This is a genomic window from Citromicrobium sp. JLT1363, from assembly GCF_000186705.1.
Classification (GTDB): domain Bacteria; phylum Pseudomonadota; class Alphaproteobacteria; order Sphingomonadales; family Sphingomonadaceae; genus Alteriqipengyuania.
The window spans coordinates 15,558-39,849 of the sequence record NZ_AEUE01000006.1 but is presented as its reverse complement, the minus strand read 5'-3'; the positions used below and the strand labels follow the sequence as shown (position 1 = coordinate 39,849).

Sequence of the window (24,292 nt, the reverse complement as noted above, 5' to 3'; positions counted from 1 at the left end):
TGGCTCCTAGTCTCCGGTCAGAATCCGGTCCACCAGCTGCTTCACCGAAGGGGTGAAATTGTTGGAATAGAACGGGTCGTTCTTGAACCTATAGGCCGCGTGGCCTGCGAACATCAGGTTTTCGTCCACCGGTCCACCATGGGCGATATCCTGCAGGGTCTTCTGGATGCAGAAGCTGCGCGGATCGGCGAGGCGCCCGGTCGTGTAGTCGTCGTGATCCTTCCAGCTGGAAAACTGGCAATGGCTCAGACAACCCATGCAATCCTGCTGGTCCTTGCGGATGATGTCGCGGCTCTCGGGCGTCACGAACACCGCAGTGCCGTCCGGCGTCTTGAGCGCTTCGGTAAAGCCTTTCGCCATCCATTCGCGCGCCTTGGGGCGGTCTTCCGGCTTGACCCAGAAATTGCGCGCCTTGCCCTCGTCCGCGAGCGGCTCGGTGCCTTCCATCTCGCCCTTCTTGAAGATCGGGATCTGCCGTTCGGACCGGTGCATCAGATCGTAGAGGAAATCGTTCTTCACCGCGCTGGAATAGAAGCCCGTGGGGGAGAACTTGTGCAGCAGCACATCGCCTTCCTCGATATTGCGCAGCGCATCCTTCCATTCCTGCGGGATCGGGCTTTCCTCGGTCAGCAGCGGGCGCGTGCCGAACTGGAAGGCGATCAGGCCGAGTTCCTCGTTGTCGATCCAGTTTTCCCACTCGCGCAGGTACCACACGCCGCCCGCCATCACGATGGGCACGTCTTCCGATACGCCTTCCTTGCGCATCGTCGCGCGCAGATCCTTGACGCGCGGGTAAGGGTCCTGCGGCTCGCGCGGGTCTTCCGCGTTGGAAAGGCCGTTATGGCCGCCCGCGAGCCACGGGTCTTCGTAGACCACCGCAGCCATCAGTTCGGGCACCTTGGAATAGCTGCGCTTCCACAGCGCGCGGAACGCGCGGGCGGAGCTGATGATGGGCAGGTAGCTGACGTTATAATGCGCCGCGATCTCCGCCAGCTTGTAGGGCATGCCCGCCCCGCAGGTGACGCCGGTGACGAGGCCGCGGGTCTTCTCCAGCACGCCTTCGAGCACCGCCTGCGCGCCGCCCATTTCCCACAAGACGTTGATGTTGATGGCGCCGTTGCCGTTCGCAATCTCGTGCGCACGCTGGACCTGCGCCACCGCACCGTCGATCGCGTACTGGATCAACTGCTCGTGCCGTTCCTTGCGGGTCAGCGCGTCGTACACCTGGGGTACGATCTTGCCTTCCGCGTCGTAGCTGTCCGCGTTGACCGCGCTGACGGTGCCGATGCCGCCCGCAGCAGCCCACGCGCCGGAACTGGCGTGGTTGGTTGCCGAAACGCCCTTACCGCCCTCGATCAGCGGCCATACTTCACGTCCGCCGTAATTAATCGGCCGCAGCCCTTTGAATGCCATGAATTTCCCAATTTGTTCAGCTGGAAGCGCCTAGCCCTGCGGTGATGCCCCTTCGGCGTTAGCGGCGCGGTCGTCCCCCGTACAAGGGACAATGTCTTCCGGGTCGGGCCTTGTAGCGCCGCGACTGAATTGTGCAAAGTATCCTGCCAGCTCGGGCGCATGCTCGATCCGGTCGAGCCTGTATCCGACCCGTTCGAACTCGCAGGCGAGCAGCGCCGGCGGGATGCCGTGGCGATCGGTCGGCCGGTCGATATCGACCACGATCACCTTGCCGCCTTCGGTCAGCGACGGCCACAGGCGCCACAGGAACGGGTAAGGCTCGGCCACCTCGTGGTACATGTGGACCAGGAATACGCGGTCGAAACTGTCTTCGGGCAGGCGCGGATCGTCTTCCGCCCCGAACTTGATCGACACGTTGTCGAGCCTTTCGCGCTCCACCCGGCGGCCGAGCCGCTCCAGCGCGCCGCGATCGATATCCTGCGCCAGCACCCGGCCGTCTTCGCCCACGCGTTCGGCCAGGCGGACCGTGTAATAGCCTTCGCCCGCGCCGATATCGGCTACCGTCATGCCCGGGGCGATCGAGGCCATGTCCATGACCTTGCGCGCCTCGCCCTGGCTGTCGCGCTTGTCTTCGGTGCTGAACTGGTTGGCGCCCAGATCGGAGACGGGCCGGTCGGGCTGGGGAAAGGCGCGCGCACTTTCGGGGCGGTCGCCCGCGTTCTCGGCCTCGCCACAGGCGGCAAGCGCGAGGGCCCATCCCAGAACCGACAGTAGTCCAAGCCGCACGATCATATCCGAGGCCCTTAGCCGCGCGAGGCCCGCTTGGCCAAGCGCCAATCGCGTGGCGTTACTCCACGTCCTCCACCTCGACCGCTTCACCCGTCACCCGCTGGGCGAGCGCGGCGGAAATGAAGGGGTCGATCGCGCCGTCGAGCACTTCGCCCGGGGCCGTAGAGGTTTCGCCCGTGCGCAGGTCCTTCACCAGCTGATAGGGCTGCAGCACGTAGCTGCGGATCTGGTGGCCCCAGCCGATTTCGGTCTTCTCGGCATATTCGCCCGAAGCCGCCGCCTCGCGCTCCGCCATTTCGCGCTCGAACAGCCGTGCCTTCAGCATGCTCATCGCGGTGGCGCGGTTCTTGTGCTGGCTGCGGTCGTTCTGGCTTGCCACGACGATGCCCGTGGGCTGGTGGGTGATACGGACCGCGGAATCGGTCGTGTTGACGTGCTGCCCGCCCGCGCCGGAAGCGCGGTAGGTGTCGATCTTGAGGTCGCTTTCGTTGATCTCGATCTCGATATCGTCGTCGATCACCGGATAGACCCAGACCGAGCTGAACGAAGTGTGCCGCCGCGCGCTCGAATCATACGGGCTGATCCGCACCAGCCGGTGCACGCCGCTCTCCGTCTTGGCGTAGCCGTAGGCGTTTTCGCCCTTGATGAGCAGTGTGACCGACTTGATCCCGGCCTGCTCGCCCGCCTGATACTCGACCGTTTCGACCTTGAAGCCGCGCTTTTCCGCCCAGCGCACATACATGCGCATCAGCATTTCGGCCCAGTCCTGGCTTTCCGTGCCGCCCGCGCCCGCGTGCACTTCCAGATAGGCGTCGTTCGCGTCCGCCTCGCCCGAAAGAAGCGCCTGCACCTTGTCCGCATCGGCGCGCACGGCCAGCTTTTCGAGGCTGGCGAGCCCTTCGTTCACGGTGTCGTCGTCACCCTCTGCCTCGCCCAGTTCGATGAACTCGATGGCATCGGCCATTTCGGACGAGATGGTGTTGACCGTGCCAATCGCGCTTTCAAGGCGCTTTTGCTCGCGCATGATCGATTGCGCCTGCTTGGGATCGTCCCACAGGGTCGGGTCTTCGACGCGCGCGTTCAGCTCGTCGAGTTCGCGCAGCGCGCGCTCCCAGTCGAGCGACTGGCGCACCAGCGCAAGCGCGGCTTCGATACGGTCTATATGGGCCTGCCCTTCGGCACGCATAGGCTGATCTTTCTCACGAATTGGGGCAGGCAGCGCTAGGGCCGCCTGCCCTGCATGGCAACCCGCGATCCCGGCCCGGGGCCGACGGCGCTAGTAGATGCCGCCCTGTTCCTCGACGAAGTCTTCGGGCGGTTCCTCGCGTTCGACGGCCCTCTGCCCCTCGGCCTGCGCACGCCGGGCGCGGCGGATGAGATCGAGCAGTTCCTGCCGCTGCGCCGCGATTTCGGACGCGCGGGTCGAACGGGGCGGTTCCGTATCGGGCTTGAAAGCCTCCCAGATGATCGCCGCATTCTCGTCCGTGCCCGGCCACTGGTCGAAGACGCGGCCACCCGTGCGCCGGTCGATCCGCACCATGCGGACCCCGGCCGGCGCCACGGGAGGCGTCGCGCGCCAGCGGTCGCGCGTTTCCTCGATGAAGGTCTTCACGATCGGCGCGGCGATGGTGCCGCCCTGTGCATAGCCGCCCATGTTGCGCGGCTGATCGAAGCCCAGATAGGTGCCGACCATCATCTGCTGCGTCCCGCCGACGAACCACACGTCCTTGGGGCCGGTGGTCGTCCCGGTCTTGCCGAACAGCGGCAGGCCGGTGCCACGCAGCACCTTCGCGGTGCCGCGCGTGATCACGCCTTCGAGAATGTGGCTGATCTGGAATGCGGTGCGAGCATCCATCATCTGGCGGCCCAGCGGCCCGGGCCGGGGCATCGCCGCACCGTCATATTCGGGTTTGTTGCATTCGGCGCATTCGCGCTTGTCCGCGCGCCAGATGACCTTGCCGCGTCGATCCTGCACGTAATCGATCACGGTCGGATCGTTGTAGCGGCCATGATTGGCGAGCGTGGAGAAGGCGTTGGTCATCTTCTCCACCGTGGTCTCGCCCGCGCCCAGCGCGAAGGAGATGTAGGGGTCGTAAGAACCGATGCCGACGCGTTCGTAGGTCTTGATGACATTCGCCATGCCCGCCTCGTTGGCGATATTGGCGGTCATCACGTTCTGCGAATTCTCGAGCCCGTAGCGCAGCGTGTAGGTGCCCGCCCGGCCACCGCGGATGCATTTGCGGCCATAGCGCGCACCCTGATAGGCGCAGAAGCTGCTGTTATCGACCTGGCTCGCCGGCGTCAGTCCCTGGTCCAGCCCGGTCGCATAGACGAAGGGCTTCACGGTCGAGCCCGGCTGGCGCTTGGCCTGGGTGGCACGGTTGAAGCTTTCGAGGCGACTGTCCCACCCGCCCTGCATCGCAAGGATGCGGCCGGTCTGCGGGTCCTCCACCACGATGCCGCCGGATGCGTCGGGGATGACGGCCACCCGCCACGCGTTGCCCGAGGGGCGCACCGCGAGCACATCGCCCGCACGCAGCGAGTTGGGCGCCCCGTTGAGCGTCGCGGTCTCGCCATCGGAAAACCCGATCGTGCCCGAGCCGGTGAACACCGCCACGCGCCAGTCGTCGTAATTGATGCCGATGTTGGCGCTCGCCAGCTGGCTCGTCAGATCGCCGTTATCCGGGTCCAGCGTGGCGACCGGGCCGCTCCATCCACGATTGCCGTGATAGCGCTGCATGCCGCGACGCAGCGCGGTGCGCGCCGCGTCCTGCAATTCGAGATCGACCGAGCTTCGCACCCACAGGCCGCCGGCATAGACGCTGTTCGGCCCGTCGTCGGCGGTTTCGCCGAACCGGTCGAGCAGCTGGCGACGTACTTCCTCGATGAAATAGCCTGCGTCCGCGTTGCGGATCGAGGTGGCGCCCGATGTCAGGCCCAGCGGCTCCGCCTTGGCCGCGGCAACCGCAGCCTCGCTCGCCCATTCGTTCTCCGCCATCTTGTCGAGCACGTAATTGCGGCGCGTGATCGCCATATCCTCGTAGCGTTCGCGTCCGTAGCGCTCGGGCGCCTTGGGCAGGATCGCCAGAAACGCCATCTCGTGCAGGTCGAGGTCGCCCACATCCTTGCCGAAATAGGCGCGCGCGGCGGCCTGCACGCCGAAGCTGCGCCGCCCCAACGGAATTTCGTTGAGATAGAGCGTCAGGATTTCCTGCTTGCTCAGCGTCTGTTCGATGCGCCGGGCAACCAGCATTTCGCGCAGCTTGCGGGTAATCGAATACTCGTCGCTCAGCAGGACGTTCTTGGCGACCTGCTGGGTGATCGTGGAGCCGCCCACCGCACGCTCGTCCGTGCCGGCCTTGCGTGCATAGTCGATCACGGCATTGGCCGTGCCGGTAATGTCGACGCCGTTATGGCTCCAGAACGTCTCGTCCTCCGCCGCGAGGAAGGCGTTGATCAGCGGTCGGGGGAAATCGACGAAATCGAGCTGCACGCGCCGGTCGCGCGCATAGCTGCCCACGATCTCGCCGTCATTGCCGCGCACCACGGTGGGCAGCGGTGTCTCGTAATCCTGCAGGGCCGCAGCGTTGGGCAGATCGCGCCCGATCAGGAACCAGGCGATGGCAAACAGCACCAGCAGCGCGGCGGTGCCATAGACGATCCAGCGCACGGCCCAGTTGTCCCGCCAGGTCTGCCTGAACTCGGCAAATGCGTCCGACGATCCGCGCTGGAGCCGGTAACGGATATGTTCGACGTTGATTTCGGTCATGATGCGGCAGCGCCCTTAGCACGCTCCTCGCGCGGACTGCCATAACCAATGGTGAACATCGTGATGGTGCCGATCAATCGGTGGACTGACGGGCGAAAAAGACACGGATTGCCTGGGCGACGAAATCGGCAAGTTCTTCCTGCCCTTCCCTCGAGGCAAGCCTGTCGGCATCGTCCGGGTTGGTCAGGAAGCCCACCTCGAACAGCACGGCGGGCACGTCGGGCGCGCGCAGCACGGCGAGCGCGGCAGAGCGCTGGGTCTGCGAGTGGAAGCGATGGCGGCCCTGCCCTTCGCGCTCGATCAGCTGGCCGAATTCGCGGCTGGTTTCCTGCACGCGCCGCTGCGACAGCTCGACGAGGATGTCGTTCACCGGATCGCTCTGGTTCTTGACCACCACGCCATTGAGCAGGTCGGCATTGTTCTCGCGGTTGGCGAAGCGTGCCGCCGCTTCGCTCGAAGCCTCGCGCGACAGGGTATAGACGCTCGCACCGGAGGCCTGGGTGTAATCGCCCGCGCTGTCCGCATGCAGCGATATGAACAGGTCCGCATTCAGCCGTCGCGCGATTTCCGGGCGCTCCTGAAGAACCAGAAACCTGTCGTCCTCCCGCGTCAGAGCCACGCGGATGCCCCCTTCTTCCAGCAGCCGATCCTTCAGCGCCAATGCAAGCGCGAGGACAACATCCTTCTCTCGCCGCCCGCCGGAGACGGTGCCCGGGTCCTTCCCGCCATGGCCCGCATCGATCACCACCAGTGGGCGCGAATTGTCCGGCGGGCCGTAGATCGTGGGCAGATCGACCGGCTGGCCTGCCTCCGGCAGCACGAGGCTGATCACGTAGTCGCGCCCCAGATGCGGCACCGGAAGCCTCAGGCCGAATAGGTACAGCCCACCGACCAGCAGCACCGGAAACAGGAAGATCGCCAGGATTTGGAAAAAGCGCAGCATGCGTTCGCATCAGTAAAATGCCGTGCCCCTTATGCGCAATAGAGTTGCCGCGCTTCTTCCGCGATGCTAGCCATAATGGGTCACAAGGCGCGAGGCCCTTCACAAAGACCGATTTTTTCCGGTCCGTACGAATGCCGAGCGATTGGGACGACGACATTGCTGCGCGGGCACAGGCCTGCACGGTTTCCGAAAACATTCACAGGTTGATGCGACCAATGCGCACCCCCCACCCGCTCAAAACCGCCAGGCCGATCGGTCTCGCGGACGAGCGCCTGGCGAGGGCCGAGAACATGGCAGCCGTCCGCTTGGTCGCAGACGCACACGCTCCCCGCATGTCCCTCAAGGGACGCGCGGCGGACTTTCCATTACGCCGGGCGAACACCGCCGGGCGATCTTTCATGACAGATAGCGCGCTTCGAGACCTCCCCCCCAAAGGGCGGACACGGCTTTCGATGCGCGTGGAGACACCTACATGGCACAGCGCATGCTTATCGATGCGCGCCACGCGGAAGAAACCCGCGTGGCCGTTCTCAAGGGCAACCGGATAGAAGAATTCGACTTCGAGTCGGCCGACCACAAACAGATCAAGGGTAATATCTACCTCGCCAAGGTTACGCGGGTAGAACCTTCGCTTCAGGCAGCCTTCGTCGATTTCGGCGGCAACCGGCACGGATTTCTCGCCTTCAGCGAAATTCACCCGGACTATTACCAGATTCCCAAGGAAGACCGCGACGCACTGCTCGCCGAAGAGGCTGAGGCGGCGGAAGAAGAAGAGCGTCTGCGCGCCGAGGAAGAAGAAGCCGGGCACATGCCGGGCGACGAATACGACGCCGAGGACGATGAATCCTCCGAAGCACTGGCCGAAGACCTCGCCGAAGACGGGCTCGAGGAAATCGACACGTCGGACAAGGACCGCGTCTCCACGATCGAGGAAGGCCAGCTATCCTCGGACGATGATGATGACGACGACGACGATGACGACAGCGACGACGAGGATGGCGGCTCCGAAAACAGCGGCCGCGGTCGTGGCCAGCGTCGCGGTCGCGGCGGTCCGCGCCGGCAGGGCGGCAAGGGCCGCAGCCGGGCCAAGGAAGTCGACGAAGCGCGCGCAAGGCGCCAGGCGCTGCGTCGCCGTTACAAGATCCAGGACGTCATCCAGCGCCGCCAGGTGCTGCTCGTCCAAGTCGTCAAGGAAGAGCGCGGCAACAAGGGCGCCGCGCTGACCACCTATCTCAGCCTCGCCGGTCGCTACACCGTGCTGATGCCCAACAGCAGCAGCGGCGGCGGCATTTCGCGCAAGATTTCCAGCGCGAGCGACCGCAAGCGGCTCAAGACCATCGTCGGCGATCTCAACCTGCCGCGTTCGATGGGCCTGATCGTGCGCACTGCGGGCCTCAGCCGCACCAAGACCGAGATCAAGCGCGACTTCGACTATCTTGCCCGGCTGTGGGACGAGATCCGCGAACGCACGCTGGGCTCCAGCGCGCCATCGCTGATCCATTCGGACAGCGACCTCATCAAGCGCGCCATCCGCGACATCTACAACCGCGAGATCGAGGAAGTCGTCGTCGAAGGCGAAGCGGGCTACAAATCCGCCAAGTCCTTCATGAAGCTGCTGATGCCCAGCCACGCGCGGCGGGTGAAACCCTATTCCGATCCGGTCCCGCTGTTCCAGCGCTACGGCGCGGAAGACCAGCTGCGCGCGATGTACGAACCGGTCGTGCAGCTGAAATCGGGCGGCTACCTGGTCATCAACCCGACCGAGGCGCTGGTCTCCATCGACATCAACTCGGGCCGCTCCACCAAGGAGCACGGGATCGAGCAGACCGCAGTTGCCACCAATCTGGAAGCGGCCAAGGAAATCGCCCGCCAGCTGCGCCTGCGCGACATGGCGGGCCTGGTCGTGATCGACTTCATCGACATGGACTACAACTCCAATGTCCGGAAGGTCGAACGCGCGATGAAGGACGCGCTGAAGAACGACCGCGCGCGCATCCAGGTGGGCCGCATTTCGGGCTTCGGCCTGATGGAGATGAGCCGTCAGCGCCTGCGCACCGGCGTGCTGGAAGCGAGCACGCGCGAGTGCCCGCACTGCGACGGCACAGGGCTGGTCCGCACCGCATCCTCCGCCGGCCTTTCGGCGCTGCGCCTGATCGAGGACGAGGCGGCCAAGGGCAAGGGCACGCAGATTCGCCTGTCGGCCAGCACCGAAGCGGCGGTCTACCTGCTCAACGAAAAGCGCGCCGAGCTGCAGGAAATCGAGCAGCGCTATGGCGTGACCGTGGAAGTCGTGCCGGAAGGCGAGGACGAAGGCGCGAAGATGAGCGTCTCCAGCTCCGGCCCCAAGCCCACGCACGCACCCAAGTTCGAGCCGATCGTGGTCGACGATGTCGATGACGATATCGAGGACGACAACGACGATTCGGACGAGGAACAGGGCCGCGACAACGACAGCGACGACGAACGACCGAAGAAGAAGCGCCGGCGGCGGCGTGGCGGGCGCAACCGCAACAAGCGGCGCGACGACAACGACAGCAACGATAACGGGTCGAGCGACGATTCGTCCGATGACGAAACCTCCGGTTCCAGCTCGGACGATGCCAATTCGGATGACAGCGACACGGGCGAAGACAAGCCCAAGAAGCGCCGCAGCCGTGGCGGGCGCGGGCGGCGCAAGAAGTCCGACGACACCACTCCGAACGAGGCACAGGAAGACGTGTCCGAACAGGTGGTGGAAGACATGCCCGTAGTGGCCGGGCCCGAGGATACGCCCGAGACCGCCGAAGCTGCCGCGGACGACAAGGCGGAGCAAAAGCCCAAGCCGCGTCGCTCTCGCGCCAAGAAGGCCGATCAACCGGCCGACGGGGCCGAAGGCAAGGATGGCAAGTCCGAGGATTCTGAGAAGCCTGCGCCCAAGAAGCGTGCCTCACGTGCAAGGAAGGCTCCGGCCAAGGACGAAAGCGGCGAGAACAGTGGCACGGAAAGCCCGGCGGAAACCGCGGACGAAAAGCCCAAGCCCCGTCGGACCCGCGCCAAGAAGGCCGACCAGGGCGATGAGGCCGCTGCCAAGGACACGGCAAAGAAGCCTGCCGCACGCAAGCCCCGCAAGAAGGCCGGTGAGCCGTCCGCCAGCGAGAACACGACCGAGCAGCTGACCGAGGATATCGCAGTGGTTGCCGGGCCGGAGGACACGCCCACCGAGCCGCAGGAAGCGGCGCAGAAGGACGAAGGCAGCAAGCCCGAGCCCGCCCCGGGTGCCGCCAACGATGCGAACGGCGCCAATGATGCGAACGGCGCTGGCGAAGACGACGGCAAGCCGCGTCGCGGCTGGTGGCAGCGCACCTTCGGAGCGTGATCGGCAGGGCCTGACCGTCCTGTGATGATGGGCGTGCGGTAGGAAAGCGGAAGGGATATTCGACCAATGCCCCTCGCCTACCGCACGCCCGATCACCGCTTTTCGAACCTGCCGGATTTCCCCTTCCGGCCTCACTACTACACGCTGCGCGAAGGCCTGCGCGTCCATTACCTGGACGAAGGCCCGCGCGACGGCACGCCCGTGCTGATGATGCATGGCGAACCGAGCTGGAGCTATCTCTACCGCCACATGATCGGCCCGGTGGTGGAGGCAGGCTACCGCGTACTCGCCCCCGATCTGATCGGCTTCGGCAAGTCGGACAAGCTCACGAAAAAAAGCGAATATTCCTACGCGCTGCATGTCGCATGGATGCGCGACTGGCTCGATTCGCTGAATCTGCAGAACATCGTCCTCGCCTGCCAGGACTGGGGATCGCTGATCGGCCTGCGGCTGGTGGCGGACACGCCCGATCTGTTTGCCGGGGTGGTGCTTTCGAACGGCGGGCTACCTGCGGGCGAACCTGCCCCGCGCGCCTTCGGAAGATGGCGCAGATTCTCCCGGTTCAGCCCCGTTTTCCCGGTCGGCACGATCCTCCAGAAAGCCACCATCCGCGAACTGAGCAAGGCGGAGGTCGCCGCCTACGAGGCCCCCTTCCCAACCGGCAAAAGCAAGGCGGGCGCGCGAATCTTCCCCTCACTGGTCCCGCTGGGCCGGAACGAGGCGGTGCCCGATCAGGAACGGGCGTGGAAAAAGCTGCGATCCTTCGACAAGCCCTTCACCTGCGCCTTTTCCGACGGGGATCCGATCACGCGCGGCGGCGATGCGAAATTCCGCGAGACCGTGCCCGGCGCGAAGGACAATCCCCTGCACCGCACGCTGAAGGGCCATCACTTCATCCAGGAAGACGATCCCGAAGGCTTCGCCGCCGTCATCCTCGAAACGGCGCAGCGAGCCGGGGTTTAGCGCTCGTAAAACCCCTCTGACACCCGGTCATGCAGAGCGGAGAACAACCGCGCGGAACACACGTGCCTGTTTCACCGGCGCAAGCCGGTCAGAACTCCACCCGCTCGCCCTTCCAGTCGAACAGCTGCCCGCTGTCGCGCGATGTCAGCCCGTCGAGTACGTCCAGCAGGTTCGCGGCGGCCTCGGCAGGCGGCGTCAGCTGCCCCTCCGGCAGGTTCGCCTGAAAAGGCTCCGACAATGCCGTGTCGACCGTGCCCGGATGCAGCGCGACGCAGATGGCCTTCTTGTGCGTACGATCCAGCTCGATCGCATAATTGCGCACCAGCATGTTGAGCGCTGCCTTGCTCGCCCGGTAGGAATGCCACCCGCCGATGCGGTTATCCCCGATGGAGCCCACGCGGGCCGAAAGCGCCGCGAACACCGCGCGCCGATCGCGCGGCAACAGCGGCAGGAAATGCTTGGCCACCAGCGCCGGGCCGATGGTGTTGAGGTGGAAGACCCGCGCCATCGCCTCTGCGTCGATCTGCCGATAACTGCGTTCCGGCCCGGACCCGTCGTGCAGCGTCAGAACCCCGCTGGCGACGATGATGCAATCGAGCGGCGAACCCACCTTCTCTGCGGCTTGCGCGATGGTGTCTTCGTCATCGAGATCGAAGTGCACCCATTGGATACCGTCGGGCAGATCGTCCGGCTTCCTGCGCGATGCGGCGAACACCTCTGCTGCGCCGCGCGCCTGCAAGCGCTCCACCAGCGCGGCGCCGATGCCGCCCGAAGCCCCGAACACGACGGCCCGTTCAATCGCCTGTCCTACACTCGCCATAGCCGCTACCTCGCTCGTACATTCCCGACGCACCCCGCCCGCAACTTGCGCCCCCTTCGTTTTCTACCCTTAGACACTGTGTCAGGTGTGTCAGGAGGACCAAGGACCACCCTTGCACCTTGCGCTGCAGGCGCTAGGTGAGACCCAAGCAAAATTCAGGACCTGATCGATGGCGACCTTCACCCTCCCCAAGAACTCCAAGATCCGCGACAAGGGCGAAGTCCACACCGCCCCCGACGGCGGACGGATCAAGAAGTTCAAGATCTATCGCTACAACCCCGATAGCGGCGAAAACCCCCATTACGACCGGTTCGAACTGGATCTGGACGCCTGCGGCCCGATGGTTCTGGACGCACTGTTCAAGATCAAGAACGAGATCGACCCGACGCTGACCTTCCGCCGGTCCTGCCGCGAAGGCATCTGCGGATCGTGCGCGATGAACATCAACGGTTCGAACGCGCTCGCCTGCACCACCGCGATCGAGGATCTGGGCGGCGAAATCCGCATCACCCCGCTGCCGCACATGGAAGTGGTGAAGGACCTGGTGCCCGATTTCACGCACTTCTACGCGCAATATGCCTCGATCCGCCCCTGGCTGCAGACCGTCACCCCGACGCCGAGCGGCAAGGAGCGGCTGCAGAGCCCGGAAGAGCGTGAGAATCTGGATGGCCTGTACGAGTGCATCCTGTGCGCCTGCTGCTCCACCGCGTGCCCCAGCTACTGGTGGAATTCGGACAAGTTCCTCGGCCCGGCGATCCTGCTGCAGGCCTATCGCTGGCTCGCCGACAGCCGTGACGAGATGACCGGCGAACGGCTCGACCAGCTGGAAGACCCGTACCGCCTGTATCGCTGCCACACGATCATGAACTGCGCGAACGTGTGCCCCAAGGGGCTGTCGCCCGCCAAGGCGATTGCCGAGACCAAGAAGATGATCGCCGAACGCGCCATCTGAGCGTGGTTCGCCCGCATCCGTTCTTCGACTACCGGGAAATCCCGGGCGGTGACGGCTGGTATAGCTGGAATCCGCATGACCAGACGCGCTTCAACGCGGTGGTCATGGGCGATCTCGTCACCCGCCGGGAAGGCGATGCGTGTCGCCTGCGGATGGTGCCCGAGCACAAGCACACCAACCTGCAGGGGATGCTCCACGGCGCGACCATTCTGGGGCTGATCGACATCGCGCTGTTCGCTGCCGTCCACGTGCTGGGCGAAGGGGAGCCCGGCCCGTCGCTGACGCTGGAGCTTTCAACGCAGTTCGTGGGCGCGGGCGATCCGGAAAAGCCGCTCGACGCGGTCTCCGAGATCGTGCGCGAAACCGGCCGCATGGTGTTCGTGCGCGGGCAGGTGGTGCAGGAGGACGAGGTTGTCGCCAGCTATTCCGGCATCGTGCGCAAGCGCTCTTCCAGTGGCAAGGCAGCCGGTTGACCAGCGTTCTCGCCCGATACGAAGAGCTGCTGTCCGCGGGCGAACTGCGCAAGGACGCGGACCAGCGCGCGGCAGTGGTGCAGCTGGAGCGTGTGCAGAGCGAGCTGGAGGCTGGCAGCGCGCGCAAGGGCCTGCTGGGCGGATTGCTCGGCAAGAAGCCACAGCCGGTGCGCGGGCTCTACATGTGGGGCGGCGTCGGGCGCGGCAAGTCCATGCTGATGGACCTGTTCTTCGAATGCCTCGACATTGATCGCAAGCGCCGCGTCCACTTCCATGCCTTCATGCTCGAAGTCGACGCGATGATCGCCGAAGAACGTGCGAAAAAGGCGGAAGGCCCCGTGCGCCGGGTTGCCGCCCGCATCGCGGAAGGGACGCGCTGCCTCGCCTTCGACGAGATGGTGGTGAACAACACCGCCGATGCGGCGATCATGGCGCGGCTGTTCACCCCGCTGATCGAGGATCACGGTGTCACCATCGTCACCACCAGCAACCGCCCGCCGCACGATCTGTACAAGGACGGGCTGAACCGGTCGCTGTTCATCCCCTTCATCGAACTGATCGAGCGTGAGCTGGATACGCTCTCGCTCAACGGGCCGACCGATTACCGGATGGACCGCTTGGGCGGGCTCGAAAGCTGGCACGTGCCGCTGGGCGATGCAGCCACGGCGCAGGTGCGAGAGGCCTTCTTCCGCCTGACCGATTACGAGCCGGAGGATGCAGCCCATGTTCCCAGCGGAGAGCTGGATCTCGGCGGGGGGCGCACGCTGCACGTGCCCAAGAGCCTGAAGGGTGTGGGCGTCTTCAGCTTCAAGCGGCTGTGTGGCGAGAACCGGGGAGCATCGGACTACCTCGCCATCGCGCGGGCCTTCCACACGGTGATCGTGGTGGGCATTCCGATCCTGAGCCCGGAGAACCGCAACGAGGCGATCCGCTTCACCAAGCTGATCGACGCGCTCTACGAACACAAGGTGAAGCTGTTCGCCACCGCCTCCGCCGAACCGGAGGCGCTCTATCCATCGGGCGACGGCAGCTTCGAATTCGCGCGCACCGTCAGCCGTCTGCGCGAAATGCAGAGCGCGGAGTACATGGCGCTGGGCCACGGCGCCGATTGAAACGGGGGGCGATCGACCTAAATCGGTGGCTTCCCGGCGGCTCAACAACCCCGCCGATGTGAGATACTGACATGATCGATATCCGCCCGTTCGACAGTCTCGGCGCTGCCAACCACGGCTGGCTGGATGCCAGGCACCACTTCAGTTTTGCCAGCTACCACGATCCCCAGCGCATGGGCTGGGGACGCATCCGCGTCTGGAACGATGATACGATCGCGGCGAAGAGCGGTTTTCCGCCCCATCCGCACGACAACATGGAAATCGTCACCTTCGTGCGCACCGGCGCGATCACGCACGAGGATTCGCTGGGCAACAAGGGCCGTACCGTGGCTGGCGACGTTCAGGTGATGAGCGCGGGCACCGGCATCCGGCATTCCGAATTCAACCTGGAAGGCGAGACGACCACGATCTTCCAGATCTGGATTCTGCCGGACAGCCAGGGCGAACCCCCGGCCTGGGACCAGCGCGAGTTCCCCAGGGCGAGCCGCGATGGCGGCTTCGTGATCCTTGCCAGCGGCACACCGGAAGCGGACGAGGCTCTCTCCATACGGGCCGATGCCAAAGTGGCAGCGGCGACGCTCAAGGCGGGTCAGACGGCCGAATGGCAGGCCACGCCGGGGCGCCACCAGTATCTGGTCGCGCAGACCGGTCGCATCCGCGTGAATGGGCACGAGGCAGGCCCGCGCGACGGGATTGCGACGAAGGACGAAGGCGTGTTGCGGGTGGAGGCGCTGGAAGACGCCGAGATCGTGCTGGTCGACTCGCGCTAGCGGGTCACGCGTCCTCGCGCACCTTCTCGACCGCACGGCTCTGCTTGCTGGCGAGCCGGCCCATGAGCTTGAGGTCGCGCTCGGTCAGTTTGAGCGCGGTATCGGCCCAGATCTCTGTAATCTCGGTCAGCTCGGCGAGAGAGAGGTTCCAGCTGCGCTTGATCGCCCGGCGCGATCCCAGCAGCCCGGCATGGCGGCGCGCGTTCTTCTCGATGAAGGCCTGCACCGCTTCCTCGCCGATCCCGTCGGGTACCACGTCATGCACCAGCCCGAGGGCCAGCATCTCGCGCGCGGTCAGGTTCTTCCCCGAGGTGATCAGCTTTTCCGCGGCGACGCTGCCAAGCTGGCGGCTGAGGAAGGCATGCGCGCCCATGCCGGGGAACAGGCCGAACAGGATCTCCGGCAGGCCGAAACTGGCGCTTTCCTCGGCAATGATGAAATCGAACGATAGCAATGCCTCGAGCCCGCCCCCCAGTGCATCGCCCTGAACCAGGCCGATGGTGAGAAGCGGCAGGCCCAGCGTGTTGATGTTGCGGTGAAGGATGCGGCAGCAGCGATGGCCGTAATCGACCAGCGAGGCACGATCGCCCTTCAGGATCAGCTGGCGGAACAGCGCCAAGTCGCCGCCATAGCAGAACACGCCCGGCGCATGGCTGCCCAGCACCAGGAAATGCAGGTCGCCCGCGTTGAAATTCGCCTGGATCAGATCCTGCCAGCGTTCGAAGTCGGCGAGCATCGCCGGGGTGAAGCTGGGCCGCCCCTGAGGCACCATGTGGGTCCAAAGAGCCTTGGTATCCGCGTCGTATTCGACCCGAAGCTCGTTCAGGCCGAACAAGGCAGGCGCGATCGAAGGCGCGCCCTCCAGGATCATCGGATCGCCCGCCTCATCAAGGATGATGTGCTGTTCGAAATTGGTGCTGACCCGGTTCATTGCGCCCCCGCTTCATGCTGAACCGGAAGGACTGAGCCCCCCGCGTCAATCAAGACTCGCATTCGAGGGGGCGTGGGGCAATAATTTATTTACTATATTCGGCGTTCTGAATCATTTTTGCGATGAGCCGAGTCTAATTGTTGCTTAAAAGACTCATATTTCGCTCCAGCATGACCAATTGCCACAGCTCGCGCGCGTGGTCCCGCCGACCCGCGATATGGTCTTCCGCCAGGCCGGACAGCGCATCCGCATCGAACCACCCGCTATCCAGCAAGCGCTCGCTGCGCACTGCAGCGCGGGCGGTGTCACGCAGATCGGTCCTGAACCATTGCGCGATCGGCAGCACGAAACCCTGCTTCGGGCGATGCAGGATATCGGCCGGCAGATCGCCAGCCATCGCGCGTTTGAGGGCATATTTGCCCTCCCCCCCGAAGACCCGGCGCGCCTTGGGCAGGCAGGCCGCGAATTCGACCAGCCGGTGGTCGAGCAAAGGTTCGCGCGCCTCCAGACTTACCGCCATGCTGGTGCGATCCACCTTGGTCAGGATATCGCCGGGGAGCCAGAACTTGAGATCGGCGTATTGCGCCCGGTCCAGCCCGTTGCGCGCAGGGGCCGCGCGCATGAGGTCGATCAGAGGTTGCTCGGCACGGTATCCGCCGAGTGTGCGCATCATCGAAGGCGAGAAAATAGCGGCGCGATCCCGTGGGCCCATCACGCTGAGCGCGCTTGCATAGGCTTCCTCGCCCGACAGGGCGAGCGCGTGCAGGGTAGACCGCGCCCGTAGCGGGCGGGGCGCCCAGTCCGCCTTCGGGTAGATCGCCGCCAGCGGGCCGAAAACCTTCCGCCTCAATCCTGCCGGGAGCCACTTGCGGGCGTTTTCCTCACCGGCATGGAACACGTGGCGGCGATAGCCCGCAAAGGCCTCGTCCGCGCCGTCGCCCGACAGCGCGACGGTGACGTGCTGCCGGGCCAGCGCACAGACCTCGGCCGTGGGCAAGGCCGAGGCATCGGCAAAGGGCTCGTCGAACATCGCGGCCAGCGCATCGATCCGGTCGAACATCGCCGGGTCGACCATCCGTTCGTGATGATCGGTCGAAAACTGCGACGCAATCCGCCGCGCATAGGCGGTCTCGTCCAGTCCGGCGACGTCGAAGCCGATCGAACAGGTGGTCACGGGCCGATCGGACAGGTCGGACATCAGCGCGACCACCGTCGAACTGTCGACACCGCCGGACAGGAAGGCACCGATCGGAACGTCGCTGACCATGCGCGATTCAATCGCATCGCACAGGTGGGAGTGGATGACCTCGGCCTCGTCCGCCTCGTGCATGTGATGGCGATCGGCGAAGGAAATGTCCCACCAGCGCTCCGGCGGGCGCGGCGCCATGTCGTGTTCGACGACCATGAAATGCCCGGCAGGCAGCTTCTCCACGCCCTTCAGGATGGACCGGTGATCGGGCACGTAGCCCCACGTGAAGTAATCCTCGATCGCCAGTGGATCGACTTCACGCTCCAGCGCAGGATGTGCCAGCAAACCCTTGAGTTCAGAAGAAAAAGCGAAGGTGCCGTCCGGCAGGGTCGCGGTGAAGAGCGGCTTCACTCCGAAGCGATCGCGGGCGAGGAAGAGCTTGCGCGAATTGCGGTCGTAGATGGCGAAGGCGAACATCCCGTCCAGCCTTTCGAGGCAGCGGCTGCCCCATTCGCGCCATGCGGCCAGGATCACCTCCGTATCGCCTTCGGTGGAAAAGCGATGGCCATTCTGCCGCAGTTCGCGCCGCAGGGCCCGGTAGTTGTATATCTCGCCATTGAAGACGATCACCGTGCGCTCGTCCCGCGAATGCATCGGCTGGGGCGAACCCTCGACATCGATCACGGACAGGCGACGGTGGGCCAGGCCCACGCCCTGCGCCAGCCAGAGCCCCGCCCCGTCCGGCCCGCGATGCGTCATGGAATCGCGCATCCGGGTCAGGACGGATCGGTCGACAGGCGCCTGACGGTCGCGCGCGAAGAGGCCGGCAATGCCGCACATTTGTTAAGTTCCTTAGCGCGAAACCGCGCTAGCGACCAGCTTCTCGGGACCCTTCGCGTCCGCATGGAAGCGATCCAATGCATCCCGGCCAGCCCCGCCGGACGTAGCGTCGGCCGAGACAATCACCAGCCAGCGCGGTTCGGGACGCAGAAACAAACGCTTGCCCAATCCTGCCAGGCGAAAGTGGAGCGGATCGGACGTGGCGGACCCATCCCCGACATAGCTCGTCCAGGCCAGCCTGCGCTGCGTTCCATAGGCCATTATCTCGGTCCCGAGCATGTTAGCCGGGGCGGATACCGGCCCGACTTCGCGCCAGGGCGAATCGGGCGGGACGGCCCCCTCCCCGGTCGCCGTAGGATCGCCTATGGCGCCATACTCGGCGAGGTAGAGATCGACTTCGTGGCCCGCGCCATCGCGATAGATCGCATGCATGCGAGATCGCGCGCCCGCCCCCTCCGGCTGCCAGCGCACCGGCTCGCGCTGTTCCACCTGCGTCCAGCCCGCAATGTCCGGTGCCTGTAGCGCCTGCGGCGGTGCGCCGGTGGCGTGCGCCAGCCCTCCCCACAGGCCGAACAGGACAATCGCCGCGACCAGCAGCGGCGCAAGCGTGACTGCGCGCGCCGGCATCTTGTCTAGCGCCACCACCAGCGGATCGTCCGCCAGCCGTGCCGCGGCCCGGCCCTCGGCCTCCGGGTCGCGGTCGAACCAGCGCCATGCAATCGCCAGCACCAGCGCAACGACGATGGCGAAGAAGAGCCAGCCGTACACGATGTGATCGACGCCGCCTGCGCGCTCTGCCCCGACATACTGCGCGATGGCAACGATCGCCCAGGCCCGCACCCCATTGGCCAGGATCGGAACGATGACGCACAGGGCCATCAGCGCGATGCGGCGGCTCCAGCGTTCCATGCCGACCTTCGCTGCGAGTACGCCAAGCGTCACCATCGCCACGACGAACTGCACCCCGGCGCATGCTGCGGCCACTTCGAACAGGCCTGCGGGCGTATCGATGAAGACCCCGTCGATCTCTGCCTCGATCCCGCTGAGATGGGTCAGCGCGATCACCATGTCCGCCGTCAGCATCTGAAGCGGCGGAACGATTTCCTCGCCGAAGGGCACCAGAAAGGCCGCGAAGGCCAGCGGGAACAGCAATACCGCGCCAACCCGTGGCCCAAGCAACGCAATGGTTGCGGTTTGCAGGATCAGCACGGCGCCCGCCTGCGCCACGATATCGAGCGAGGTGAGCGATCCGATTAACCAGATGAACAGTGCGGGCACGACCAGCGCCACCCCCGGCCACCAGGCCTGCGGCGACATCCCCGCAAGCACCTCGCGCCGGTTCCACACGAGCCAGGCGATGATGGGCGGGACGAAGAGGATGTGCTGATAGGCGGACACGGTCAGCCACTGGCGCGCCATGTCGACCCATTGCTGCGCGGTGAGAAGCACTGCTGCCACAAGGACGAACGCGAGCCAGCCGAGCGCGGAGGCCCATCCTGCCGGGACCCGCTGGAGCAGGCTTGCGGCGGAAGGCCGCTTGCGGTCGCGGGTCAGCTCAGGCGGCATTGCGCACCGGATCGTCGGCTGCGGGAGAACTGTTTGCAGCAGCTTCGGCCGACGGACGCAAAAGCTCGCCAAGTCCGCCGAGCATGGCCGACCATGATTGTTCGGCGAGCACGAATGCGCGAGCCGCATCGCCCATGGCCTTTGCCCTCGCCCGATCCTCGATCAGCGAGAGCGCGCGTCCCACCATCATCCGGTCACCCTCGGCCACCGCGAAATGCACGCCATCCTCTGCGTCGATGCCGGTGGCGGCCTCGGGCGAGAGCAGCACGGGCTTGGCCATCGCCATCGCTTCGAGCACCTTGTTCTGGATGCCGCGTGCAATGGTGAGCGGCGCGGCGACGATATCCGCCTCGGCGAGGAAGGGCCGCACGTCGGGCACTTCGCCCCACACGGTCACGCCGTCCTGCCTGCCCAGCGCCTTGACCGCAGGCGTCGGTGCGCGGCCGACAATGTGGAACTCGGCGCGCGCGCGGGTTTCGCGAATGCCGGGCAGGATGCGCTGTACCATGCGTTCCACCGCAGAGACATTGGGCGCATAATCCATCTGCCCGGTGAAAACGATATTCGGTCCGGGCCCGAACAGCGTGGGCTGCGGGGCCACGGCCTCGGGCGCGAAGAACTGCGCGTCGATCCCGTTGCGCATCACCTTGATATCCACTTGCCCGGGGCTGGATAGGCGGGTGCGAAACAGGTTCGCCTCGTGCTCGCTGATCAGCAGCGTGGTATCGGCGGTACGCGCAAAGCGCTCTTCCGCGGCTGCGAGCAGCCTGCCCTCGCGCGCATGGACCCAAGCCTTGGGCGCGCTGCCGCTTTCGCCGTAGGCTTCGAACTTGGCGCTATCGACGTCGCACAGGTCGAGCACGGTGCGGCCCGGAAAATGGGGCGAGACATATTGCGCCATCTGCCCGGAGAATACGTAGATCGCGTCGATCGGGCGGTAGTGTAGGACCTGGTCGACCCATTCCTGCAATCCGGCATGGGCAAAGGCGGTGAGGCTGATCGGCTGCCCCTTTGCCATCGCCCGGACTGCGGCCAGCATGTCGTGCCGCCGCTGCGGGACCAGATAATGGCTCTCCGCGATGCCGGACAGGAATTGGTCGCCGTAGCCCGATGCATCGTCGAAAGTGCCGACATGCACGGGACCCAGTCGCGCAAGCGCGCGCAGCACATGGTAGGACCGGATCTTGTCGCCGCGGTCGGGCGGGAACGGCACGCGATGCGCAAGGAAAAGCGTTTCACCCATCACGCCAGCCCCCGCGCGATCATGGGGCCGAGCCGATTGGCCACGGGCAGAGGAAGGCGCTTCCACAGCTCGATCTTGCGCGCAAAAGCATCGCTGGTGGGATCGACATCGCGCGCCTCGGCATCCGGGGCGGTCCAGCGGGCATAGGCGAGCGGCTCGGGTTCGAACCCCCAATTCTTCTTGTAGTTATACGGCCCGCTGCCGGTTTTCGAACGACCGAAATCGAAGTGCGTGCAGTCGCGCTCTGCCCGCGCATGGCACATCAGCGCGTAATACATGCGTTCGTTGGCCCGCGTCGCTCGCGCGCGCCACACGCCGCCACCCCAGAAGGGAAAGGCCGTGCCGCCATGATAAAGGGTCAGCACGCTGGCGAGCGGTTGCTCGCCTTCCCACACCGTCAGGATATCGGCCCGGTCATCGAACCCGCGCAGAACCGCGTCGAACAGGCTGCGCGGGAAGACAGGCGTGCCCAGATTATGGACGCTAGCCGCGTAGCAGGCATAGTGCGCCACCCGGTCGGCCTCCTTCGTGCCCACCGTGACGGTGAGGTCGTTCTTCAGGCTCTTGCGCACCTCGGCGCGCTGCTTGCGCGGAATGGCGAGCAATTGTGCTTCATCGTCCTCGGCAAGATCGGTCACGAAGCCGGCGTGCTTCCCGGTGATCGCCTCCCAGCCAGCGGGAACCTCCCCGCCGCGCAGTTCGACCTCACCGCAGGAGAGGCGCAGCGCCAGTTCCTGCGCCGCGCGGGCAAGCCCCTCTGCGATATGCGTATCCTCTGCCAGTGGGCCGCCGTCGACCGCGAAGCCGCTGGACACCAGCGCGCGGCCGAAAAGAGGCGAGTGAACCAGCGTCAACGGAAGCCAGCCGACGATCTTCCCGTCCCGCGTGGCGACGATGCCCCTGGCACGCTGGCCGGTGCCGCGTTCGACGGCGATCAGCCATGCGGGCAGGTGAAACGGGCTGCCGCCCTGAACATGCACGAAGGCGGTGATGGCCTGCGCTACATCGTCGTCGCCGAGATCGGCAATCGAGATTTCGGCCTGGCTTCCCGGGTATGCGGGACGGAAAGGGGCGTTCATGCGGCCTCCGCCTGCGTATCGGGCGCGACATTGTGCGCTATGGCGTCGATCCGGCCCCAGGAGAAATCGCCCAGCAGCCGTTCCAGCTTGGCCTCCATGGCCGACAGATTGGTGTAGTGCCTCAGGCGCGAGCGCAGCGGAGCACCGGCCACACGCGGCTGGCCCGGATCCACTTCCCACGGGTGGAAATAGAAGATCGCCGGTTGGCCTTCCTCGCGGTTGACCTGATTGATCGCCCAGCGGGAGAAACCGTAGGGCAAGGTCCTGAAGAAACCGCCGCCACCTGCCGCCATCCGGCGCTTGCCCAGCATAGCGGTCGTGACCGGGAGCTCGACGAGCGGCGCTCCCTCAACCGGCCGGAACGCGAAGCGCGGGGCCTCGCGCCAGCCGTAATGGTCGTGCGCGATGGGGGCCACGCTGGAGGAATAGGCATAGCCCTGCTGTGCCAGCTCCTCGAACGCCCAGAGGTTGCGCGCATCGATGGAAAAGCTCGGCGCGCGGTAGCCGGTGACGGCCTGGCCGCTGGCATCTTCCAGAATCTCGCGGGACTTGCGCAGGTCTTCCGCAAAGGCGGCGCGATCCATGGTGAACACGCGCTGGTGATCGTACCCATGGCTGGCAATCTCGTGCCCGGCATCGGCGATGGCGCGGATAGCCTGCGGAACACGCTCTGCCACCCAGCCCAGCGTGAAGAACGTGGCCTTCACCCCTGCCCTGTCGAACAGCGCGAGAACGCAATCGACATTGCGCTCGACGCGGAAATCGCATGCATCCCACTCGCCGCGCGCAATCGTATTCTCGAATGCGCCCACATGGAACCAGTCCTCAACGTCGACGGACAGGCCATTCACGATGCGTCTGGGTTGGGATGCCGGGGCGAGGTCCATGGTTACGCCGCCCGGTTTTCCTTCTGGCGCCCGTCGGCATCGAGCCATTCGATCAGCAGGCGCAGGAGATAGCGGGTGCTTTCTTCCTGTTCCTCCAGGCGCGCCTCGAGCGCGCCGACGCGATCCGCAAGCCCGCCATCGCCCTTGCGCGGGCCTTCTTCGATTGCGCGCGACAAGGTGGCGATGGCAGCGCGCAGATCGTCCATATCCTCGCCCGCAGGCCTGTCCGGCGCGCCGGCCGCAACTTCGCGCCGGGGCTGCGGCGTCGCCTCCTGCGCGGGGGAAGGAGCGGGCGCCGGGGTCGGCGCGGGTGCGGGTGCGGACGCCATGTCTGCTGCGGGATTGGCAAATGGGCGGCTGCGTTCGCTCTGCGCCTCGCTGCGGTTGTCGCGTGCCATTTCCTCGACCACCTGGTCCAGCATCGCGCAATCGATATGCGTACGCTGCTCCACCGCACCCATCAGCAGCAGGCGCGTGGCGATCTGGTTGACGCGGCGCGGGATGCCTCCGCTCGCCTCGTGGATCTTCGGGAAGATCTTGGGATCGAAGGAGGGAGTGCCCCTCCAGTTCACCAGCGACAGCCGGTGTTCGATGTAGGGCGCGATTTCCTGCACCTCCATCGGGGTGAGGTGATGCGCGGCGATCACCCGCTGGCGCAGCTGCTCCAGCCGGTCATGCCCGGCGAGCGTCTGCTTGAATTCCGGCTGGCCCAGCAGCAGCTGCTGCAGCAGCGGATGCGAACCGAGCTGGAAATTGCTCATCATCCGCAGCTCTTCCAGCGCTTCGAAGCTGAGGTTCTGCGCTTCGTCGACCACCAGCAGGCAGCGGCGGCCATCGCGGGCTTCCTCGTGCAGGAAGGTCTCGATCGCGCCGAGCGCAGTTGCCTTGTCCTTGCCCGCGACATCCAGGCCGAAGCTTTGCGCAACCAGATGAACCAGCTCCGATCCATCGAGGTTGCTCGTCACCACCTGGCCGACGGTCATCTGTTCGGGGTCCACCTTCTTCATCAGGTGCGCGACCATGGTCGACTTGCCCGAACCGATCTCGCCCGTGATGACGATGAAGCCCTCCCCCTGCGACATCCCGTAGCCGAGATAGCTCAGCGCCTTTCGGTGCGTGATGCTCTCGAAATAGAACGTCGGGTCCGGCGTGAGCTGGAATGGTCGGCCCGTGAAACCGTAGTACTGATCGAACATGG

The 24,292-nt window shown here is 65.5% G+C and carries 19 protein-coding genes; 6 read left to right on the top strand and 13 right to left on the bottom strand.

Annotated features, from left to right (window positions below):
• Positions 1 to 6: 6 nt before the first annotated feature.
• The 5 genes from ADAD_RS0109955 to ADAD_RS0109935 all read right to left on the bottom strand — a co-directional run bounded on the left by ADAD_RS0109955 (position 7) and on the right by ADAD_RS0109935 (position 6,914).
• A complete protein-coding gene (locus ADAD_RS0109955; protein WP_010413336.1) occupies positions 7 to 1,413 on the bottom strand; it encodes an NAD(P)H-dependent flavin oxidoreductase in 1,407 nt (468 codons plus the stop codon).
• A 30-nt stretch (positions 1,414 to 1,443) separates the two neighbouring features.
• Entirely contained in the window at positions 1,444 to 2,205 is a 762-nt protein-coding gene (locus ADAD_RS0109950) for a class I SAM-dependent methyltransferase (protein ID WP_010413335.1), read from the bottom strand.
• Between the two features lie 55 nt (positions 2,206 to 2,260).
• The gene (prfB, locus tag ADAD_RS0109945) at positions 2,261 to 3,388 is read right to left on the bottom strand and encodes a peptide chain release factor 2 (RefSeq protein WP_010413334.1); all 1,128 of its coding nucleotides are present in this window, start codon (positions 3,386 to 3,388) and stop codon (positions 2,261 to 2,263) included.
• 90 nt (positions 3,389 to 3,478) lie between these two features.
• Positions 3,479 to 5,971 carry a penicillin-binding protein 1A gene (locus ADAD_RS0109940; RefSeq protein ID WP_010413333.1) on the bottom strand — a complete coding sequence of 831 codons (2,493 nt, stop codon included), beginning with the start codon at positions 5,969 to 5,971 and terminating at the stop codon, positions 3,479 to 3,481.
• Between the two features lie 73 nt (positions 5,972 to 6,044).
• A complete protein-coding gene (locus tag ADAD_RS0109935; protein WP_010413332.1) occupies positions 6,045 to 6,914 on the bottom strand; it encodes an N-acetylmuramoyl-L-alanine amidase family protein in 870 nt (289 codons plus the stop codon).
• Between the two features lie 472 nt (positions 6,915 to 7,386).
• Between ADAD_RS0109935 and ADAD_RS0109925 the strand changes: the two genes are divergently transcribed.
• Positions 7,387 to 10,269 carry an Rne/Rng family ribonuclease gene (locus tag ADAD_RS0109925; RefSeq protein WP_010413330.1) on the top strand — a complete coding sequence of 961 codons (2,883 nt, stop codon included), beginning with the start codon at positions 7,387 to 7,389 and terminating at the stop codon, positions 10,267 to 10,269.
• 66 nt (positions 10,270 to 10,335) lie between these two features.
• The gene (locus tag ADAD_RS0109920; RefSeq protein ID WP_010413328.1) at positions 10,336 to 11,232 is read left to right on the top strand and encodes a haloalkane dehalogenase; all 897 of its coding nucleotides are present in this window, start codon (positions 10,336 to 10,338) and stop codon (positions 11,230 to 11,232) included.
• Between the two features lie 88 nt (positions 11,233 to 11,320).
• Here ADAD_RS0109920 and ADAD_RS0109915 read toward each other — a convergent pair whose 3' ends face one another.
• Positions 11,321 to 12,052: an SDR family NAD(P)-dependent oxidoreductase gene (locus ADAD_RS0109915; protein ID WP_029140055.1), complete on the bottom strand. Its 732-nt coding sequence runs from the start codon at positions 12,050 to 12,052 to the stop codon at positions 11,321 to 11,323.
• A gap of 169 nt (positions 12,053 to 12,221) precedes the next feature.
• Here ADAD_RS0109915 and ADAD_RS0109910 point away from each other — a divergent pair, with 169 nt between their 5' ends.
• The 4 genes from ADAD_RS0109910 (at position 12,222) to ADAD_RS0109895 (ending at position 15,359) form a co-directional block, all read left to right on the top strand.
• Positions 12,222 to 13,004, top strand: a complete 783-nt coding sequence (locus tag ADAD_RS0109910; protein ID WP_010413324.1) for a succinate dehydrogenase iron-sulfur subunit — start codon at positions 12,222 to 12,224, stop codon at positions 13,002 to 13,004.
• A 2-nt stretch (positions 13,005 to 13,006) separates the two neighbouring features.
• Positions 13,007 to 13,477, top strand: a complete 471-nt coding sequence (locus tag ADAD_RS0109905) for a PaaI family thioesterase (RefSeq protein WP_010413321.1) — start codon at positions 13,007 to 13,009, stop codon at positions 13,475 to 13,477.
• Positions 13,474 to 14,589: a cell division protein ZapE gene (gene zapE, locus ADAD_RS0109900; protein WP_010413318.1), complete on the top strand. Its 1,116-nt coding sequence runs from the start codon at positions 13,474 to 13,476 to the stop codon at positions 14,587 to 14,589. Before ADAD_RS0109905 ends, zapE begins: the two co-directional genes overlap by 4 nt.
• A 71-nt stretch (positions 14,590 to 14,660) precedes the next feature.
• A complete protein-coding gene (locus ADAD_RS0109895) occupies positions 14,661 to 15,359 on the top strand; it encodes a pirin family protein (RefSeq protein WP_010413316.1) in 699 nt (232 codons plus the stop codon).
• A 4-nt stretch (positions 15,360 to 15,363) separates the two neighbouring features.
• Here the strand turns inward: ADAD_RS0109895 and ADAD_RS0109890 are convergent, their stop codons facing one another.
• The 7 genes from ADAD_RS0109890 to ADAD_RS0109860 all read right to left on the bottom strand — a co-directional run bounded on the left by ADAD_RS0109890 (position 15,364) and on the right by ADAD_RS0109860 (position 24,290).
• Positions 15,364 to 16,290, bottom strand: coding sequence for a crotonase/enoyl-CoA hydratase family protein (locus tag ADAD_RS0109890; protein ID WP_010413314.1), 927 nt, complete (start codon positions 16,288 to 16,290; stop codon positions 15,364 to 15,366).
• 133 nt (positions 16,291 to 16,423) lie between these two features.
• The gene (locus ADAD_RS0109885; RefSeq protein WP_010413311.1) at positions 16,424 to 18,319 is read right to left on the bottom strand and encodes an XrtA/PEP-CTERM system amidotransferase; all 1,896 of its coding nucleotides are present in this window, start codon (positions 18,317 to 18,319) and stop codon (positions 16,424 to 16,426) included.
• 12 nt (positions 18,320 to 18,331) lie between these two features.
• Positions 18,332 to 19,885 carry an exosortase A gene (gene xrtA, locus ADAD_RS0109880; RefSeq protein WP_010413308.1) on the bottom strand — a complete coding sequence of 518 codons (1,554 nt, stop codon included), beginning with the start codon at positions 19,883 to 19,885 and terminating at the stop codon, positions 18,332 to 18,334.
• On the bottom strand, positions 19,875 to 21,128 hold the full coding sequence (locus ADAD_RS15825; protein ID WP_010413305.1) for a TIGR03087 family PEP-CTERM/XrtA system glycosyltransferase: 1,254 nt from the start codon (positions 21,126 to 21,128) through the stop codon (positions 19,875 to 19,877). Before ADAD_RS15825 ends, xrtA begins: the two co-directional genes overlap by 11 nt.
• Positions 21,128 to 22,207, bottom strand: a complete 1,080-nt coding sequence (locus tag ADAD_RS0109870) for a FemAB family XrtA/PEP-CTERM system-associated protein (RefSeq protein WP_010413304.1) — start codon at positions 22,205 to 22,207, stop codon at positions 21,128 to 21,130. The genes ADAD_RS15825 and ADAD_RS0109870 overlap by 1 nt, the downstream gene beginning before the upstream one ends.
• Positions 22,204 to 23,094 carry an XrtA system polysaccharide deacetylase gene (locus tag ADAD_RS0109865; protein WP_029140054.1) on the bottom strand — a complete coding sequence of 297 codons (891 nt, stop codon included), beginning with the start codon at positions 23,092 to 23,094 and terminating at the stop codon, positions 22,204 to 22,206. The genes ADAD_RS0109870 and ADAD_RS0109865 overlap by 4 nt, the downstream gene beginning before the upstream one ends.
• Positions 23,095 to 23,096: 2 nt before the next feature.
• Positions 23,097 to 24,290 (bottom strand): XrtA/PEP-CTERM system-associated ATPase, encoded by a 1,194-nt coding sequence (locus tag ADAD_RS0109860; RefSeq protein WP_010413301.1) that lies wholly within the window; start codon positions 24,288 to 24,290, stop codon positions 23,097 to 23,099.
• Positions 24,291 to 24,292 lie beyond the last annotated feature (2 nt).